General features: G+C 44.6%; 13 protein-coding genes. 5 read left to right on the forward strand and 8 right to left on the reverse strand.

Translation table 11 applies throughout. From position 1 onward, the window contains the following. Positions 1-38 precede the first annotated feature (38 nt). Positions 39-362, reverse strand: coding sequence for a DUF6686 family protein (locus AABK40_RS14450; RefSeq protein WP_338398399.1), 324 nt, complete (start codon positions 360-362; stop codon positions 39-41). A gap of 760 nt (positions 363-1,122) precedes the next feature. On the opposite strand from AABK40_RS14450, the gene AABK40_RS14455 reads away from it, so the two are divergent. Beyond that, positions 1,123-2,049 (forward strand): mechanosensitive ion channel family protein, encoded by a 927-nt coding sequence (locus AABK40_RS14455; RefSeq protein ID WP_338398400.1) that lies wholly within the window; start codon positions 1,123-1,125, stop codon positions 2,047-2,049. Between the two features lie 111 nt (positions 2,050-2,160). On the opposite strand, the gene AABK40_RS14460 is transcribed toward AABK40_RS14455, so the two are convergent. From AABK40_RS14460 to AABK40_RS14480, 5 genes are read right to left on the reverse strand one after another with little or no spacing between them, the layout of a single operon-like run. Then, positions 2,161-2,964 carry a glucose-6-phosphate isomerase family protein gene (locus AABK40_RS14460; RefSeq protein ID WP_338398401.1) on the reverse strand — a complete coding sequence of 268 codons (804 nt, stop codon included), beginning with the start codon at positions 2,962-2,964 and terminating at the stop codon, positions 2,161-2,163. Beyond that, positions 2,961-4,703, reverse strand: coding sequence for a class I mannose-6-phosphate isomerase (locus AABK40_RS14465; RefSeq protein WP_338398402.1), 1,743 nt, complete (start codon positions 4,701-4,703; stop codon positions 2,961-2,963). The genes AABK40_RS14460 and AABK40_RS14465 overlap by 4 nt, the downstream gene beginning before the upstream one ends. Beyond that, positions 4,684-5,646 carry an ROK family protein gene (locus AABK40_RS14470; RefSeq protein WP_338398403.1) on the reverse strand — a complete coding sequence of 321 codons (963 nt, stop codon included), beginning with the start codon at positions 5,644-5,646 and terminating at the stop codon, positions 4,684-4,686. The genes AABK40_RS14465 and AABK40_RS14470 overlap by 20 nt, the downstream gene beginning before the upstream one ends. Further along, positions 5,643-6,203 (reverse strand): glucose-6-phosphate isomerase family protein, encoded by a 561-nt coding sequence (locus AABK40_RS14475; protein ID WP_338398404.1) that lies wholly within the window; start codon positions 6,201-6,203, stop codon positions 5,643-5,645. Before AABK40_RS14475 ends, AABK40_RS14470 begins: the two co-directional genes overlap by 4 nt. Before the next feature lie 2 nt (positions 6,204-6,205). Continuing rightward, the gene (locus AABK40_RS14480; protein ID WP_338398405.1) at positions 6,206-7,207 is read right to left on the reverse strand and encodes a GntR family transcriptional regulator; all 1,002 of its coding nucleotides are present in this window, start codon (positions 7,205-7,207) and stop codon (positions 6,206-6,208) included. Between the two features lie 185 nt (positions 7,208-7,392). On the opposite strand from AABK40_RS14480, the gene AABK40_RS14485 reads away from it, so the two are divergent. Together AABK40_RS14485 and AABK40_RS14490 are read left to right on the forward strand one after the other, a co-directional pair. After that, complete coding sequence (locus AABK40_RS14485) at positions 7,393-8,838, forward strand: cytochrome P450 (RefSeq protein WP_332921247.1); 1,446 nt, start codon at positions 7,393-7,395, stop codon at positions 8,836-8,838. Positions 8,839-8,989: 151 nt separating this feature from the next. Next, complete coding sequence (locus AABK40_RS14490) at positions 8,990-9,247, forward strand: hypothetical protein (RefSeq protein WP_332921246.1); 258 nt, start codon at positions 8,990-8,992, stop codon at positions 9,245-9,247. Positions 9,248-9,738: 491 nt separating this feature from the next. On the opposite strand, the gene AABK40_RS14495 is transcribed toward AABK40_RS14490, so the two are convergent. Continuing rightward, entirely contained in the window at positions 9,739-10,377 is a 639-nt protein-coding gene (locus AABK40_RS14495) for an SIMPL domain-containing protein (protein WP_338398406.1), read from the reverse strand. Positions 10,378-10,413: 36 nt separating this feature from the next. Continuing rightward, complete coding sequence (locus AABK40_RS14500; RefSeq protein WP_338398407.1) at positions 10,414-10,941, reverse strand: hypothetical protein; 528 nt, start codon at positions 10,939-10,941, stop codon at positions 10,414-10,416. A 510-nt stretch (positions 10,942-11,451) separates the two neighbouring features. On the opposite strand from AABK40_RS14500, the gene AABK40_RS14505 reads away from it, so the two are divergent. Together AABK40_RS14505 and AABK40_RS14510 are read left to right on the forward strand one after the other, a co-directional pair. After that, positions 11,452-14,244, forward strand: coding sequence for a carbohydrate-binding protein (locus AABK40_RS14505; RefSeq protein ID WP_338398408.1), 2,793 nt, complete (start codon positions 11,452-11,454; stop codon positions 14,242-14,244). 132 nt (positions 14,245-14,376) lie between these two features. Beyond that, entirely contained in the window at positions 14,377-16,074 is a 1,698-nt protein-coding gene (locus AABK40_RS14510) for a DUF6377 domain-containing protein (protein ID WP_338398409.1), read from the forward strand. The last annotated feature ends 240 nt before the right edge of the window (positions 16,075-16,314 follow it).

The raw sequence follows: 16,314 nt of genomic DNA on the forward strand, positions 1-16,314 counted from the left end.
TTTAATTAGACTTATTATAAATAGTAATACAAAAAAGGTTAAGCAGAAGCGATAAGAGTCTGTGCCTCCACTAACAGTTTGGCTTGCTGACAAGCCTGCTGAAGATCGTGAAGCTCCGTTTCAGTCAAATGATAGGAGAAATTTTGATCCGCAGTTCGCAACACAATGCGCGCTTGCTGATCCTGCAACCGGTAGGCATGATCCTTAAAATTCAGGGCAGATAATTCCTCCGTAAATTGGAAATAAGCCGATTTGCTGAAGTTAAACATCAGATTGAGATATTGAATGCTGATCTTATTGCACTGGCGACACTGACCAATGTGTAGACCGTCGCTTTTATAGAGGGATCGATGTTGGCACATGAATCTTTTCGTTTTTGTTTGGATTGTAAGCCTTTAGCGGCTTTGTTATCACAAACATAATCACTATTCTTATTTAGATCAATTAAAAATAAAGAAACTTCTATAATTTTTATTAGACACCCTTGTATTACATGACCATCAAAGACCCGTTAAGCGCCTTTCAAATCCCATATCAGCTAAAAAAAGGGTGCTGATCGTCTTCAGCACCCTTTATAAAAAAGTTTGGCTTTACATCGATTTCACCGCATTATTGAACTCGACAATCATATAAACGGGAAAATGATCAGAGTATCCTCCTTGGTAGGTGTCGCCAAAGCTGAAATCTATAAAGATAGTTTTTGGCCACCAATCGCCTGATTTTTACCGTTATTTGCATTCATCTCATCGCAGAACATTCTGGTTTTTGGCGACAAGTGCTAATTGTATTTTTTTTGTTGTTGGTAAAGTCCCTGTGGCTAAGGCCGACTTGCATGGTAATTGATTTATGAGGAACTTTCGTTTTGTTGTTTTCATAATTAACTAAAATTTAACAAGTTATACAACTGTGTAGACATATTTTAGCTCATTTCAAAAAGTTCATAATTAAGCTTATGTTAAATAGGCCCAAGGATATAATTTCATTGCTTTCCGTCATCACACTGACACTTCGGTAATTAAGGGTGACGGTATTTGGCTGTTCCCTCTTGAGTTGATAAATTGAATCTTCATCAACCTTACCTGAAGGGATTTCAGTTTGAGAAATTCCTTCCTTCGACTATTTATGCAAAAATATTATAAACTAAGCCTAAGTATTCTCCTCACTACAGTCATTCTGCTGATCAAGCCCCTTGCATCCTTGGTGTTCTCTGAGGAGGTGATCAGTCAGTCGATCATTATCGCACAGCGCAATAATCTTTTCATCGCAAGCTTTGCCTGGCTGTTAATAGAGTTCATCAATGTATTGAAGAAATTTCTCCTCAAGCAATACGACCTTTCTGATGAAGACAACCTCCGCTCACGGAAGCTGCACACGCAGATCAATATCCTTGAGAAAGTGATGGTCTTTATCATCATCCTGTTGGGTATCGGACTGATTTTACTGTCGTTTGAAAGCATCAGAAAAGTTGGTGTGGGCATCTTCGCCTCCGCAGGGATTGCAGGAATTATTGTCGGTTTATCGGCGCAAAAAGTCGTTGGTGCACTCATTGCGGGTATACAGATCGCCATCACGCAGCCCTTCCGAATTGATGATGCCGTGGTGGTGGAAAATGAATGGGGATGGATTGAAGAAATTAACCTTACCTACGTGGTGGTTCGTATCTGGGATAAACGCCGCCTCGTTCTGCCCTCTACCTATTTCCTTGAAAAACCTTTTCAAAACTGGACGCGCTCTTCGGCGGATATTCTGGGGACGGTCTTTTTATATACCGACTATACCATCCCGATTGATGCGCTCCGTTCAGCCCTTGACCAAATATTGGAAGGCAATGAACTGTGGGACGGTGAAGTGAAGGTTATTCAGGTGACGGATACCAAAGCGACACATATCGAGGTGCGCATTTTGGTCAGTGCCAAAAACTCCCCTACCGCCTGGGACCTACGGGTAATGGTTCGGGAACAGATGATTACTTTTATTCAGGAAAATTACCCCGAGAGTCTGCCAAAAACACGCATAGCAATGGAAGCCGAGAGGCCCGTCATGCAATAGTTTCGCCAGATTCCGCCATAGGGCTATACTCCCTCGTGCTCAGAAGATTTTTTTTGACAAGCCAATGGGCGTACGATCTGTACGCCCATCGCCTGTCGAATAGTTTAAAAATCAAGGTTCGAAATTCACCCATTTTTCGGCATATAAGTCTGGGCGGGGCACAAACTCAAAGCGGTCAGGCTGTTCTTCAAACTGCTGATAAATGGATTTTGAAGGATCGATTCCAAATTCCGTATAATTTCTCGGCGATTTTTTGATGATCAGATTACTCGGTTCATAATGAGGGTTCGCCACCCATTTCAGTCCCTTGTTTTCCGCATCGACCAAAGGGAAATAGCTCAAGCCGTGATGCGCCCTGACGTCCTCATAATCAAAACCATAATCGCGGTCGCACCAGGCACCGAATGTCAAAGGCGTACTGGGGTCTGCGGAAATGGTCGCATGTGCCCATGATGGAGGCACGATCACCACTTCTCCAGCTTTGGCATGTACAGCAAAGCAACGACCAGGTTGATCTTTGGCCGTTTCCTGCATATAAATGACGGCTTCTCCCTGCCAGATTTCATAAACCTCAGGCGTAGACCAGCCATTGGCATAGGCCGACTTTTTATGGATATGCCCCTGACTTCGGATCGGCTCCTCCCCTAACTGACCAGCCGCATAAGTCACCGCACCATAGAGCAGGTGCATCTCTTTGAGCAATGGCAAATGGTGGTTTTTACCCACATCCATTGCAATAGAATAGACAATTTCTGGGCCCTCACAGTCTGGCTGACGTAAACTTGGGCGTATCGCATCAAGCTTTCGGTGTTCAACAGTTGGTCCGAAATAACCATCTCCATAGGTGAAGCCTGTCACCATATCTGCCGGCTGAATATCCAGCCCGTTATCAAAAGTGCTTACTGCTGTTTTCATGGTTGTGTTCTTACAAATGCTTTCATGGTTCCACAGGTTTTCCCCTGACTTTTTTCTGTTGGGCGAACGGTATATTGTCCGAGTGCCGCAGGTAATATCACCACTTCAGCAAAATTCAGCAGAAATGGTTCAAAGGCGTTGGTAGGTGATTCAATGACCACCTGAGCCCCTTCCACCAAAGAAATCACGTTCACGGAATTTTGGGTATCATGCGTGGTGGTTTTTGTGAACCAGTGGCGACGGGTTTCAATAAACTCGGCCTCATGCAAACCAGTGCGCTCTTCTACCCAGCCGTCGCCTTCACCCACAACGGTTACCTGATTAACGAGATTATTTTTGGTCCATTCTGTCGTTCTATTCCACTGAATAACCTGCTTTCCATGCTCTATATTGATTGGGCGCGGTCTTCCGTCCATTCCAACACGACCCCAGTCATAGAGTTTAAAAGTGAAAATATAAGGCGTCGCACTGATTTCCAAAACCATAGAATCTGCCCCCTGACAATGCACCGTACCTGCAGGAATCAGGAAATGATCATGTTTGTTGGCGGGGAATCGTTGAACATGCTTGGTGTCATCGAAAGCCTCCCCGGTCGCTTGCGCGTGGTTAAGATCTCCCAAAAATTCTTCAGGGTCCACGCCTTCTTTCAGGCCAAGGTAAACCTCGGCATCAGGCTTGGCATCCATAATATAATAGCTTTCGTCCTGCGTATAATGCATGCCAAACTCTTGCTGAATGTACTGCGTAAGTGGGTGTACCTGCAAACTGAGATTTCCCCCGCCCATGGTGTCAAGGAAATCAAAACGGATAGGGAATTCGTCACCAAATCGACCATAAACAGGCAATCCCAAAAGGGCTTCAGGGTGTCTGAAAACCACATTGATAGACGGCACCTCAATCAGTTCCTCACCTGCCTGCACAAGCAAGCTGTTTTCTTCGGGAACCCCATTGAAACACCAGGCGTAATTTTTCTGTGCTGGATCAAGTCCGCAGACCTCTTTCATCCATTGTCCACCCCATGGCCCTGGATCGAAAAATGGCACCACGCTGAACGGCTGTTTTACCGACTGATCATAAGCCTCCAAAATCGCCTGATGTGCGATCAGTTTCGGCTGATCCTCCTTATTGGTATCCAGCAGAAAATCAATTTTATCGAAGAGCGTTTTTTTCAGTCGATCCAACACACGCCAGTCTACAAAAAATCCCTGCTTGTAAAGCAACATCCAATCGGGCGTATTGCGGTTACTCAGTCCCAGGCTATCCACCTCATTTCTGCGCATTCTTTGCTGAATTTCCCAGCGGGCCATATCCGCATAAACCAGCAAAGCAGGCGATTCACAAATGACGCTCGCCCCACTACCATATACCACAACCAAACCTTCGGCAGCTTCAATTTTTTGCTGTAAGGCTTCTACCTTTTCACCATCAAAATAGGCATCAATCTTCAATCGGCTCAGGTACCCGAAAATCCTGTCGTCAGTTACATCAGGCTGAACCATCGCTTTAATGTCTTCCTCGGATTTCATCCCACTTTTGGCATCAATCAGCAATGCAGGCTGAAGGTGCTCGGTGATGGCCGATTTCAGGCTGTCCATCGACACCCCATTGTAGCATTCGATGACTACCGTTTTGGCATTGGCAGCTTTGAGCTGTTCAAAAATCGCCGTCCATCCTATCGCCACATCATATGGATTTTTCAGCTTGATGGCAGGTTGAAGGTTAAACTGTTGGCTCGACATTTTTTATCTTTTCTTTTAGTAAATAATTGATTCCAAGGCAGCCGGCAAGATTTTCAAGGGCGGCTGCACGTACTGATACTTTTGCACAGGGCGTCCAGGCTCTCTGGTCCACCTGTTTTTGAATATAGGGCAGGATGATGTCCTGACTTTTCATCACTCCTCCGCCAATCACCACCACTTCAGGGTCGTAAGCATGGATCATCGTGATTACCCCAGCACTCCATGCCGAAAGGCATTGTTCTACCAAATCAATGGCGACCACTTCTTTTGTGCGGTAGGCCTCAAAGAGGTGGTAGAAATCCAGTTGCTCGGCCTGCTGAAGGGTCGATTGTTCAAATAATCGGTGACCCTTAATAATGTCTGGCAACTTCCAGCTCGAAGCAACAGCCTCAACACATCCCACATTCCCACAGGAACAACGGTCCCCCTGATGGTCCACGACGAAATGCCCACCGAGGCAACCTGCCTGATAGTGCTTTCCGTAGAGTAGTTGATTGTTGATCATCGCTGCCCCGCCGATCCCCGTGCCGAGGGTTATCATATTGACTTCTGAAAAGCCTTTTGCAGCACCAAATTGCCACTCACCAATAAGCGCTGCCCGGGCGTCATTTTCCATCACAATATGGTTCACCCCCAATGCCACTGCCCAGCTTCGGAAATCAAAATCCACCGCCCCGGCATGTTTTTCATTGATTGACAAGACCCGCTCCTGCACCACATCCACAATGCCAGGAATGGAAAAACCTATTCCCAAAATATCGGAAAAGGTCAATTGGTTAGCTGATAATAGCTGCTGGCACGCCGTGGCTACAGCCGACATCAACTCGGTAAAGTCCCCTTTTGAATTGGAAGGGAAAGTGGTTTCCTCCTTCACCTGATCCCCGATTACCAGGGACAATTTCACAAAGGTGCCGCCCAAATCAGCGGCAATTACCGCGCTCATTCTTCTACCAGTTTTGGCTCGCCGTCCACCTCAAGCAGTCGGGCAGAAAAGCCATGTTCGGCAATAGACTCATAATCGTGCCCCGCATCAGAGGGCCAGCAGGCGTTAAAAACCAATGGCTCGCTTCCTGTATTCGCCACTCGGTGAGCCACCTTTCCAGGGATATAATGAACAGAACCTGGGGTCATCTTCTCGGCCCAGATTTTACGATTTTCATCCATCAAAATCAGGTATCCTTCCCCTTTAACTCCCCAATAATATTCGGCGGTATCGAAATTACTGTGGAAGTGCCCACGGGTCATAAAATACTCCTGATCCACCTTCCCAGGGTAAATGGTAGAGTTGCCGAAAAACAGGCCGCCCGATTTCCCCTCCTCAACAGGCATGTAAGCCTGCACTTCGTAAATCAGGGCATCCTGATCCATCTCGGCACGTGCCGTTTCATTTTTAAATACCCCCGCAAGCGCATTGAGATACTTATAGGATTGCTTGATTTCCGTCCCCTCTAACTTTCCTTCGGTCAAGGTTAAAAATACTTTCGGATTAAAAAGTGCCATAATTATACAGATTTTCTTATGATTAGTTGAGCTATATTCTTGAGTTGTATTTGATTTTGTTCCTTCACCAACTGGCTGACCTTTTGGCCCATAGCGGCGAAGTCCGTGGATATGCAGGTAATTCCCTGACCTATCACGGCTTTCAGTGGCGTATCATTATAGGAGATCACACCTACCTGCTGAGCCAGGGTAAAGCCCTCGGAATGAATTTGTTGCATAACAGCGGCCAGGTCTTTGTCATAAATGGCAATCACCAGATCCCCTGCCTGTAATTTGTATTTTGCGGCTGAATTGACCACCTTAAATTTAAGGTCGGCCTGCTGAGCAAAAGCTTGTGCGCCCTCCATAATCTGCGCCATTTGCAACTGACGATGCGGTAGTAATAAAACCAGCCGCTGGTATTTTTTTATAGGATCGGCAATACTGTTCAAGGCATTGAAAGTGTCTTGCTGAAAGTCCTGAAATACCCCCCCATACTGATGCTGCAAATTGCCGGGCAAGCGATCGAGCAGAAACACCCGTTTTTGGGGGAGTCGTTCGATACTCGATTCAAAAGCTGGATCATCGAAAGGAATAATCAGGTAATCAGTGTACTGTCCATGTATTTTTTCAAGTAAAGACTGAAATGCCAATGGCTGGTTGTGATGAAAAAAGATATCCACCTGATCCTGACTTTCAAACTGCGTAACGATCGATTCATACAATTCCTCCTTATAGAGTGTCAGCTTGTCGAAGATCAAACAAATCTTTCGACCAAGGCGGTGGTCCTGCGCTACAAAGTAGCCTTTTCCATAAGTGGACACCACCAGCCCCTCGTTCATCAGCTGGCGGTAAGCCAACAAAATAGTATCCTGAGATACTCCATGTGCCTTTTTTATGGCATTCAGCGAAGGCAATTTTGCCCCCTGCTGCAGCTCCCCTTTATAAATGGCGTGCTTTATACTGTTTTTGATCTGCGCATACTTAGGCAGATCGCTATTTTCTGCTACTTCGATATATTCCATTACCCAACCACTATGTAGTACTATGGTAAGTAGGGCATTTTTTTTGATTCTGTGAAATAATTTTTGATATTTTTTCCTTCCCCCCCTGAAAGTACCGCTGGCGGCTAAAAAATAAAATTATATAGAACTTGCTTTTATTTTGACTAAATTCAAACAACTAAACACCAACCTAAAATAATAACAGTATGTCAAGCCCCATTTTTTGGAAGGACCTTCCTCAGCCCAAATCCAACTGGCTCACGGGCAATATGTCCGAATTTCAGGATGAAAACAAACACCTCATTCTTGAGCAATGGGCTGCTGAAAGTGGCGAATGCTTTAAGATAAGGCTCGTCAACCAGTGGTTTATCGTCAGTACAAATGAAAAAATGAATGCCGAAATCCTGAAGCTCAGGCCTCGGTTTTTCAGAAGATTCCATAAAATTGACCAGGTGGTAGGTGAAATGGGGCTTACGGGGGTATTCACCGCTGAGGGCGAACCGTGGCGGAAGCAAAGGCGGCTGACGGTGCAGGCACTGAACATGAAATCGGTGAAAAGTTATTTTCCTGTGTTGGAAAAAATCACCCAAAGACTCATGGACCGATGGGCAAAGCAGGACCCTCAGAAACCCATCGATCTGCAAAAAGAGATGATGCGTTTTACCATTGACATCACCACCATTATTGCTTTTGGCCACGACAGCAATACCCTCGAAGATACCGATGATGTGATTCAGCAATATTTGCAACACATCTTCCCGATGATCAATGAGCGTATTACCAGTCCGTTACCCTTCTGGAAAATTTACAAGCAGGGCAAAGACCGACAGCTTGATAAGGCTGTAAAAGAACTCAAAATTTATATCGATGGCCTGATCCGTAAAACAAAGCACCTGATGGAGCATGAGCCAGAACGTTGTGAGCATCCTCAAAATTTTCTGGAAAACCTCATTGCCCAACAGATGGTCAAGGCTGAAATGACTGAAGAAGAGGTTTTCGGGAATGTATTTACCATGCTTCTGGCTGGCGAAGACACGACCTCAAACACCATTTCATGGACGATTTTTGAGTTACTGAAATCTCCCGATGATCTCCAGAAGCTCGTTCATGAAATAGACCAAACCCTTGGCAAAGAAACTCAGCCCGTGAGCATGGAGCAAATCGATCAGATGCCCTACCTGAATGCCGTGATTCAGGAGTCTTTGCGGGTGATGCCTGTGACTCCGAACCTGTATATGGAAGCGCTTGAGGAAGTAACGGTCGAGGGCTTGACCATCCCAAAAGGAATGACCGTAATGATGCAAAACAAGGTCGCCAACACTTCGGATACTTACTTTACAGATGCGAAGGCATTTCGTCCTGTACGCTGGCTCGGCACCTGTCCGTACCACAGCACGCACGACCCTTCGGTGATCAAAACTTTTGGCGCTGGGGCGAGATTCTGCCCTGGCAAACAGCTCGCCATTTATGAAATTGGCATGGCGCTCGTGGCAATTCTCAAAAATTTTGAGATTGGTTTGGCCGTGCCTGCCGAGGCGGTAACCGAACGTTTTGCTTTCACGGTTTTCCCAGAAAACCTGATGATTTACCTTGAAAAACGGGAGCCTATTTCACTGATCAGCCAACAACAATCTGATACCGTGGAGGGATAACCAACATCAATTAAAAAAAGTGGCTGCGGGTTTCTTGATCCTCAGCCACTTTTTTTTGAAGGTGGTGGTTTTATGGGTTTGATAAGGCTCAGTGCAATTACACTTCCCTTAGGTAGAATACATTTGTATCGAAACAAAAATAGGATACCAAATGATTTTCCCTTTAAAAACATACCTGCAATATTTGATCGAAGAAAAGTTGAATCTTCAAATACAGAATTATCATTTACTGACCCTTTCCCCTGTACATTTTCTGGTAGAAACCACCGCCCCTGACCGCCAGGAGGTAGAAATGCGAATGACTGATCAGGAACAGTTTCAATTGATCAGGGAAGGCGAAGTGTTGCTTAGCGCAAGCTGTTCAACTATTGAACAACAGATGACAAAAAATGGGCAATACGACCGTTAGCAGCCCTCATTCAGTAAATTCAGCATGCGAAATATTGAAAAATGGCAACGCCTATTATTTCTATCAGGATGCAAATCACGCTTAAAACTCACAACGAAAATTTGGCATATGGTAGCAGAGATGAAGCCTGTCGGAAATATGCCATCACGCTAATAAAAAACAGGATTTCTACCGCCGTAGGGACGGAAATATTCGACAGCCCAGATGCAGGGGTATGTTGATTGATGGCATCACTATCAATGATGAAAATTCAAAATCAACTGAATATGCAGTAAGATTAAAACACGCTTTCAGCCTTAATTTTAGTTAAGAATATTGAATTGGCAAAGACAGGAAGTTTTTTCCATCTCTACCCACTGAACAAAAAAATTAACCCCTCAAAATGCAGGGGTTAATTTTTTGTGATTACGGAAATAGTAAAGCGTATTTTTAATCAATTCTAAATTTAACGGTTACTTCTGTTACCACTCTCATGGGTTTAAATTCAATCGCTACGGGTTTCGGTGCTTTTTGGGGTCTACCCTTTGAACTATACCCCCTACTACAACCTCGTTCAAAGTGCGTTGATAATCTAAGTCGTATTTATCAGTGATGAATAAAGCCCCACCAATTTTTTGATTTAATGGTGCTACCAGGTATTCTGCTTGAAGCTTAGCCTTACGCACTGCCTTTGATTTTAAGGCCAGTTTTAAGGCTTCAATTTTAGAAAATTCTGTTTTGTCGAGTGATACATTTGAGATGCCAATATTTTCAAGTTCGACGATGACTTTCCCAGCCGTTTGAGCATCAAAAACTTTAAGCTTATAGGCTTTACTTTTTAAAACATCCTTTTGCTTTAAAAAATGCTTTTTGAAATTACTTGCCAAATCAGATAGCGTTAATTGCGTCTCTAAGTCAATGCCTAAATCCGATAACTTTGCCGCCATTGAATTTTCAAGTACCTCTACAGAAGTTCTGTTTTTACTATCCTTTTCATCTAATAATATATCTAAATATATGATGTCAGGCTTAACCAGTGAATCCACCTTTGCTGTTGTTTCTAAATAAGGCTGATCAATAAAATTTTTTGATTGCCCATTCGCTAACTGACAGGTGAAAATTACCGCCAAAGTCAAGAATATTCTGTTCATCTTATTTTCAGTTTGATTTACTGCCCGCCTACAAGATCAGGCCGTTTGCAATGCTGCATTTTTTAGGATTCTTTCAAGTTCCTCAAAGCCGGTTACTTCCTGCGGAATAACCATTTTGCTGGTTAAATCCCCGTCTACAGACAACACGAGGTTACCATCCTTCATGGAGGCTTTACTGATTCGATCCAAAGGGATAATTTTTGAAACGAAGGGCGCACTGCGATTATTTACCGCATAGAAACCACCTTCACCATCCTCAACCCTAAAATCTGTCATGATTTTATCCTCCGTCATTTTTACATAAAAACCAGCTGCCACACGGCTCAAGGTTGCACGTTTCTTCAAGTGGATGCCCCACACTACGCCTATCGACAGCAATGAGGTGGTGCTCAACGTACAGGCTAAAAGCAAGGGTGGCGTTGATTCAGAAAGCATCAGGTACATTTGTCCATTAACCAGCAAGAGCACTGAAACAAGCACTACTATCAGTATTTTTGGAAACTTGCCGGTTCGTTGTACAAAGTTCGAAACCTGATCTGCCGATATATTATAGGTTGTTGCCATAGGAAAGATAAAAATTGTAAAGTGAAAAAATTTAAATGTATTTCGGAAAAATAATAGCAATTGCAATATAGCTTTTTATCACTCAATGAAAAGTGCTTCTCCATTAATATTGCATCCACCCGCGATTTCCGTTATGGCGTTCTTAAATCAGCCATCGTGGCACATGCCGATGATGTAAACTTGTGCTTAGTCAGTACGGCGTTGCATGCAACTTCCCTACGGCGGTAGAAATTATGTTTTTGATTGGGGTGATGCCGTATTTTCGACAGGCTACCTCGGAGCATGACTTGAGCGGGAATCAGCTCGTCCCTTTATTTTGGCCAACAGACTGCTGATAGGCTAAACTTCAAATCCACTTTTGATCCACTTTTTTTTGTGGAAAATCGCTCAACACGCCTTAAAATCCGCCTTTAGTGTTCACCATTTATTTAGCGGTATCAACCTCTCATTGATACCTTAAAGGGATCCATCTATCTTCAGTAAACATTTTTTTCACCCAAAATAATTTTCATGAAACACTTTTTAACAAATCTCTACTTATACCTGCTTTGCACGCTGTCATTCCTTGGCTGTCTCACTCATCGCAGTTTCGCTCAAAATGTTCAGGGTATCCTTACCACGGGTAACCGAAGTCATGAACTTGCTGATTTCAGTCTTGCTTTTCAAGATGGACAAGGAAGTGGAAATGCGCTCATTACTGTTAATGATCAGCAGCAGGAGCAGGTGATTGATGGTTTTGGCTTTGCGCTTACCCAGGGAAGTGCAGAGGCGATCATGAGCCTTCCTGAGAATAAACAATTGACTTTACTTGAGGAATTTTTCGGCCCTGAGCAGGGCAACAACACGGTGGTCAGAATCAGTATTGGCGCCTCTGATTTAAGCAACTCTACCTATTCTTACAATGAAGTGGATGGTGATGTCAATATGGAGCACTTCAGTTTTCAAGGTCCTGATGCTCAGTATCTGCTTCCTGTTCTTAAAAAAATAAAGCAGATTCAGCCCTCTGTAAAGCTGTTAGCAACCCCATGGACCGCACCCACCTGGATGAAAACCAATCGCGCCTGGATTGGTGGTTCACTGGCATCAAATTACTATGCCGCCTATGCAAATTATTTCGTCAAGTACCTTCAGTTGATGAAGCAGGAAGGTTTAGAAGTTTGGGCTATTACGCCACAAAATGAGCCTGAAAACCCGTGGAACGAGCCCAGCATGCTGATGAATGCACAGCAACAGCTTGATTTTATTGATCACCACTTGGGACCAAAACTGGCAGCTCATCAACTCGATACCAAGATTATTGCTTTTGATCATAATTGCGATAACACCAGTTACCCTATATCAGTGCTTAATGGCAGCAGCTATGTCGATGGTGCGGCTTTTCACCTTTATGGCGGGGATATCTCGGCCATGTCGACGGTGCACAATGCCACCAATAAGAATGTGTATTTTACCGAGCAATATACGGATGTTGCAGGGGATTTTTCCGCAGATTTAAAATGGCATACCCAGAATATTGTCGTTGGTTCGCTGCGAAATTATGCCAAAACGGTTATCGAATGGAATTTGGCATCTTTTGCTGATCACGGTCCCCGGACCCCTGGAGGTTGCACAGAATGCCTCGGTGCAGTTACGGTCCAGGATGGTCAATACCAACGAAATGTTTCTTATTATATCATCCACCAAATATCCACGATGGTGAATGCTGGAGCAAGAATCATTCACTCGTCATCACAAGACAGCCAACTGAGTAACGTTGGGGCGATAAACCCTGATGGCACCAAGGCACTGCTGGTGCATAATGGGCATAGTCAGGCAAAAACAATTCGGGTCGTTTGGGGCAACAAACACTTCAGTTACATTCTCGAAGGCAATTCTGTGGCCACCTTCAAATGGGACGGCGATACGGATCAGGAGGAAATCATCAGGGATGCTTTTGTGCAAAATGAGGCTGAACAGTATGACCACCAGCAAGGGACCCAACTGGAAGCCTGCTCCGATGTCGGCGGCGGCCAAAATGTTGGATACCTTGATGAGGGAGATTTTCTGTATTATAAAAAAATGGATTTTGCCAATGGGGCTGCCTCAGTTGCTTTAAGGTATGCCAATAATAGTGAGGATGGAAAATGGGTGGATTTTAGAACAGGCAGCGACCATGGGCCAGTAGTTGGCAGTGTGGAGCTCAAGCCTACGGGCGGTTGGCAAAGCTGGCAAACCGTAGAAGCTTCCGTGGTGGTTGAAGGAGTGCAGGACCTCTACCTTACTTTCCGAGGTGGCAGCAGTATAGGAAATCTCAATTGGTTTCAGTTCCACACCTCTGAGGTTACAATTCCTGCCCCCATTAGCCCTTCAAATTTTCAGGTAGTGAGCCAAACCTCTTCTTCCCTTTCCCTTGTATGGGATCATACCCCTGCAGATGCTTTCCTGCTTCAGTATCGGGAATTGGGCGGCAGTTGGCAAAGTGTTGACCTTGGCGGGAGTTTGAGCACGCACAAAATTAACGGCCTCCCCCACTCCACCACCTATGAACTCAGAATAAGGACTGAACGCAATGGCCTGAACTCCGCTTGGGCTCCCCAAATTCAGGCAAGCACCCTGCAGGCACCCGTTGCGGGCACTATTCCAGATGGTTTGTATGCCTTTATCAGCAAACAAAGTGGCAAGGCAATTGATGTTAGCGATAGGTCTCTTCATGATGGTGCTGGTATTCAGCAATGGGAATATAGCCAAAATTCTAACCAGCAGTGGGAAGTCAGTAAACAGGCAGACGGCCATTACAAAATCATTGCCCACCACAGCGGAAAGGCTTTGGATGTACGAGACGGGGGCATTGGATATGGGAATCAACTTCAGCAATGGGCAGATTCCTATAATGAAAATCAGCAGTGGGATATTCAGACCGAAGGTGATTTCGTAACTTTGTTGGCCGTCAAGAGTGGCCGATTTATCGGTCCGCAAGCCAATGAGAATGGCGCGAACATCATTCTTGGCCCAGCAACCATTTCAGATCAGGTATTATTTACTCTCGTGCCTGTTGAGGAGAACCTAAGAACAGGCCTCGCTGAAAGTAAGCCTGTGGTGATTAGCCCAAACCCTATACGTGGTCAAAAAATTACACTGACCAATTTATCGCATGGGCTTAACCAATATATTTTGTTTGACCAGCACGGCCGGGAGGTTACCCAGGGATGCTTACTTACTGGAGAACGGGAAATCTTCTTGCGCTCGCCTTTGGCAGCAGGAATGTACTACCTTCAAATTCACCACAAAGGAGGCGTGATCACCTTAAAACTAATTGCAATATAAATCCTGCGACATCGTTTAATTTTTATGTAAAGGTCATAAATTTGCATCCAGCGATTTATGGCCTTTTTTTATTATATCCTTTGAGATTAATCAAAATAGACTATTTTTAAATACAAATTCATTTTTTCGCCTATGAATAAGCAACTACAATTATTTTTTTTACTCCTGTGTCCTGTATTGATGTTTTCTCCCGTTCAGGCACAATCCTCTGAAGAGCTGCTCCCCAAGCTTTTGGAAGTCATGGATCAGCAGCCCAAATATGAGCTGCAGAAGCTCAGTGAAATCGGCCTGCTCAAGCAGCGTCTTGAGCGGACCAACCATCCCATGAAGCAATATTGGCTGTACCGAGAAATCGGTTTGGCCTATGAAGCGTTTGTTTTTGATTCGGCCATGGTTTATGTTCAGCAAGCCAACCGCATGGCCAGACAGATCAAAGATCCTAACAGCATTTTAGAAGCACAGCTCGATTTGGCCATGCTTTTGGCCGTTTCTGGCCGTCCGCAGGAGGCCCTTAATGTGGTAAAAAGAACCCATAGCCAAACCGACAATCCCGAGATCAGGCTTCAATATCTGAAAGTTTGCCATAAAATTTATGGTGACCTGTGGTTCTATGGCTACCTGCCCGAAGAGAAAAAGCGTTATGAAGCCCTGCATTTGCAGTATGGCGACAGTGTGAAACAACTTGCGAGCCTTTCCTCCTACGATTACCTTGTGGTGCAGGAAGGACAATACCTCGATGCGCGCCAACTCATGGACTGCCGCAGGATCAATACACAGATTTTAAAAATGTTTGATTCTGGCAGTCGGGCCTATTCCAAGGCGGCTTTTACGCGATCGCAGAGTTATGAACTGGAACAGAATACTGAAAAGCAAAAGTGTTTCCTGATAGCGTCGGCAATTTCAGACCTTAAAGGAGCAGTAAAGGACAATGCCGCCATGGCTACACTGGCGGGCCTGTATTTCAATGAAGGCCGCGTGGAACTCGCCTATCAGCTGATTAAATGCTCCCTGAAAGATGCCGAATATTTTAATTCCAAGCTTCGTCAGGTGGAGGTCTCCAATATTGAGCCTTTGATTTCTGCCGCCTATCAGCTCGAAACTGAACGGCAAAAGCAGCACTTGCGCCAGATGTTATACCTCACCATATTTTTGATCGCCCTCATCTGTGCGGCTTTGATGTTGCTCTATTATCAGGTTCGGAAAGTTCGGCTGACAAAGAAAAAACTGGAGCGGTCCAATGCTCGACTGCAACAGCTTAACCACGATTTGGCGGCAAGTAACGAACACCTGAACCAACTTTTTGAAGCGCTTTCAGAGTCTGATCATATCAAAGAGCAGTATATTGGCAACTTTTTCAAAATTTGCTCCGACTACATTGATAAGCTCGATGAACAGCGCAAGTACGCCAAAAAACTGGTCAGCAATAAAAAAGGAGCCCAGCTTGTGAGGGAGCTTTCCGACCCGGATTTTCTTGAGGAAGAGATCAAAGCTTTTTATGAGAATTTTGACCGCACCTTCCTGAAGATTTACCCCAATTTTGTGACCGAGTTTAATGCACTGATGCTTCCGGAAAATCAGTTTGAACCAAAGCAAGGCGAGCAGCTCAACAGTGAGCTGCGCATTTTCGCCCTGATCCGCCTCGGTATTCAGGACAGCGGAAAAATCGCCAAGCTGTTACGCTACTCCGTTCACACGATTTACAACTACCGCGCAAAGGTCAAGAAGAAAACCATGGTGCCCAAAGAAAATTTTGAGGATGAAATTATGAAAATCGGCACGAAAAAATCATCGAACACGCTCGAAAAGGAAAAAGAAGTGGCTGTTTTTTGATGAAAGACATCCACTTTTACACCGGAGCAACACTTCATTAACCTATTTATTTTCAATCACTTAACATTTAACACGCTTTATATTTATCCACTTTTTTGTTCATCATCTCCATTTGGCCTGTAAAAGTCTTTTACCTTCGATCATGACGAATGCAGAAGAAGCATAGCGCGCTTCGACCTGCTTCATTTTTTAATTTCAATGCGGCGTGACTGTGCACACACTTTGTATTGAAGCTTTACT

The organism is Persicobacter psychrovividus (genome assembly GCF_036492425.1).
Classification (GTDB): domain Bacteria; phylum Bacteroidota; class Bacteroidia; order Cytophagales; family Cyclobacteriaceae; genus Persicobacter; species Persicobacter psychrovividus.

Coding starts and splice junctions, on each gene's coding strand:
- AABK40_RS14450 (WP_338398399.1), bottom strand. CDS start 362: ATGTGCCAACATCGATCCCTCTATAAAAGCGACGGTCTACACATTGGT.
- AABK40_RS14455 (WP_338398400.1), top strand. CDS start 1,123: ATGCAAAAATATTATAAACTAAGCCTAAGTATTCTCCTCACTACAGTC.
- AABK40_RS14460 (WP_338398401.1), bottom strand. CDS start 2,964: ATGAAAACAGCAGTAAGCACTTTTGATAACGGGCTGGATATTCAGCCG.
- AABK40_RS14465 (WP_338398402.1), bottom strand. CDS start 4,703: ATGTCGAGCCAACAGTTTAACCTTCAACCTGCCATCAAGCTGAAAAAT.
- AABK40_RS14470 (WP_338398403.1), bottom strand. CDS start 5,646: ATGAGCGCGGTAATTGCCGCTGATTTGGGCGGCACCTTTGTGAAATTG.
- AABK40_RS14475 (WP_338398404.1), bottom strand. CDS start 6,203: ATGGCACTTTTTAATCCGAAAGTATTTTTAACCTTGACCGAAGGAAAG.
- AABK40_RS14480 (WP_338398405.1), bottom strand. CDS start 7,207: ATGGAATATATCGAAGTAGCAGAAAATAGCGATCTGCCTAAGTATGCG.
- AABK40_RS14485 (WP_332921247.1), top strand. CDS start 7,393: ATGTCAAGCCCCATTTTTTGGAAGGACCTTCCTCAGCCCAAATCCAAC.
- AABK40_RS14490 (WP_332921246.1), top strand. CDS start 8,990: ATGATTTTCCCTTTAAAAACATACCTGCAATATTTGATCGAAGAAAAG.
- AABK40_RS14495 (WP_338398406.1), bottom strand. CDS start 10,377: ATGAACAGAATATTCTTGACTTTGGCGGTAATTTTCACCTGTCAGTTA.
- AABK40_RS14500 (WP_338398407.1), bottom strand. CDS start 10,941: ATGGCAACAACCTATAATATATCGGCAGATCAGGTTTCGAACTTTGTA.
- AABK40_RS14505 (WP_338398408.1), top strand. CDS start 11,452: ATGAAACACTTTTTAACAAATCTCTACTTATACCTGCTTTGCACGCTG.
- AABK40_RS14510 (WP_338398409.1), top strand. CDS start 14,377: ATGAATAAGCAACTACAATTATTTTTTTTACTCCTGTGTCCTGTATTG.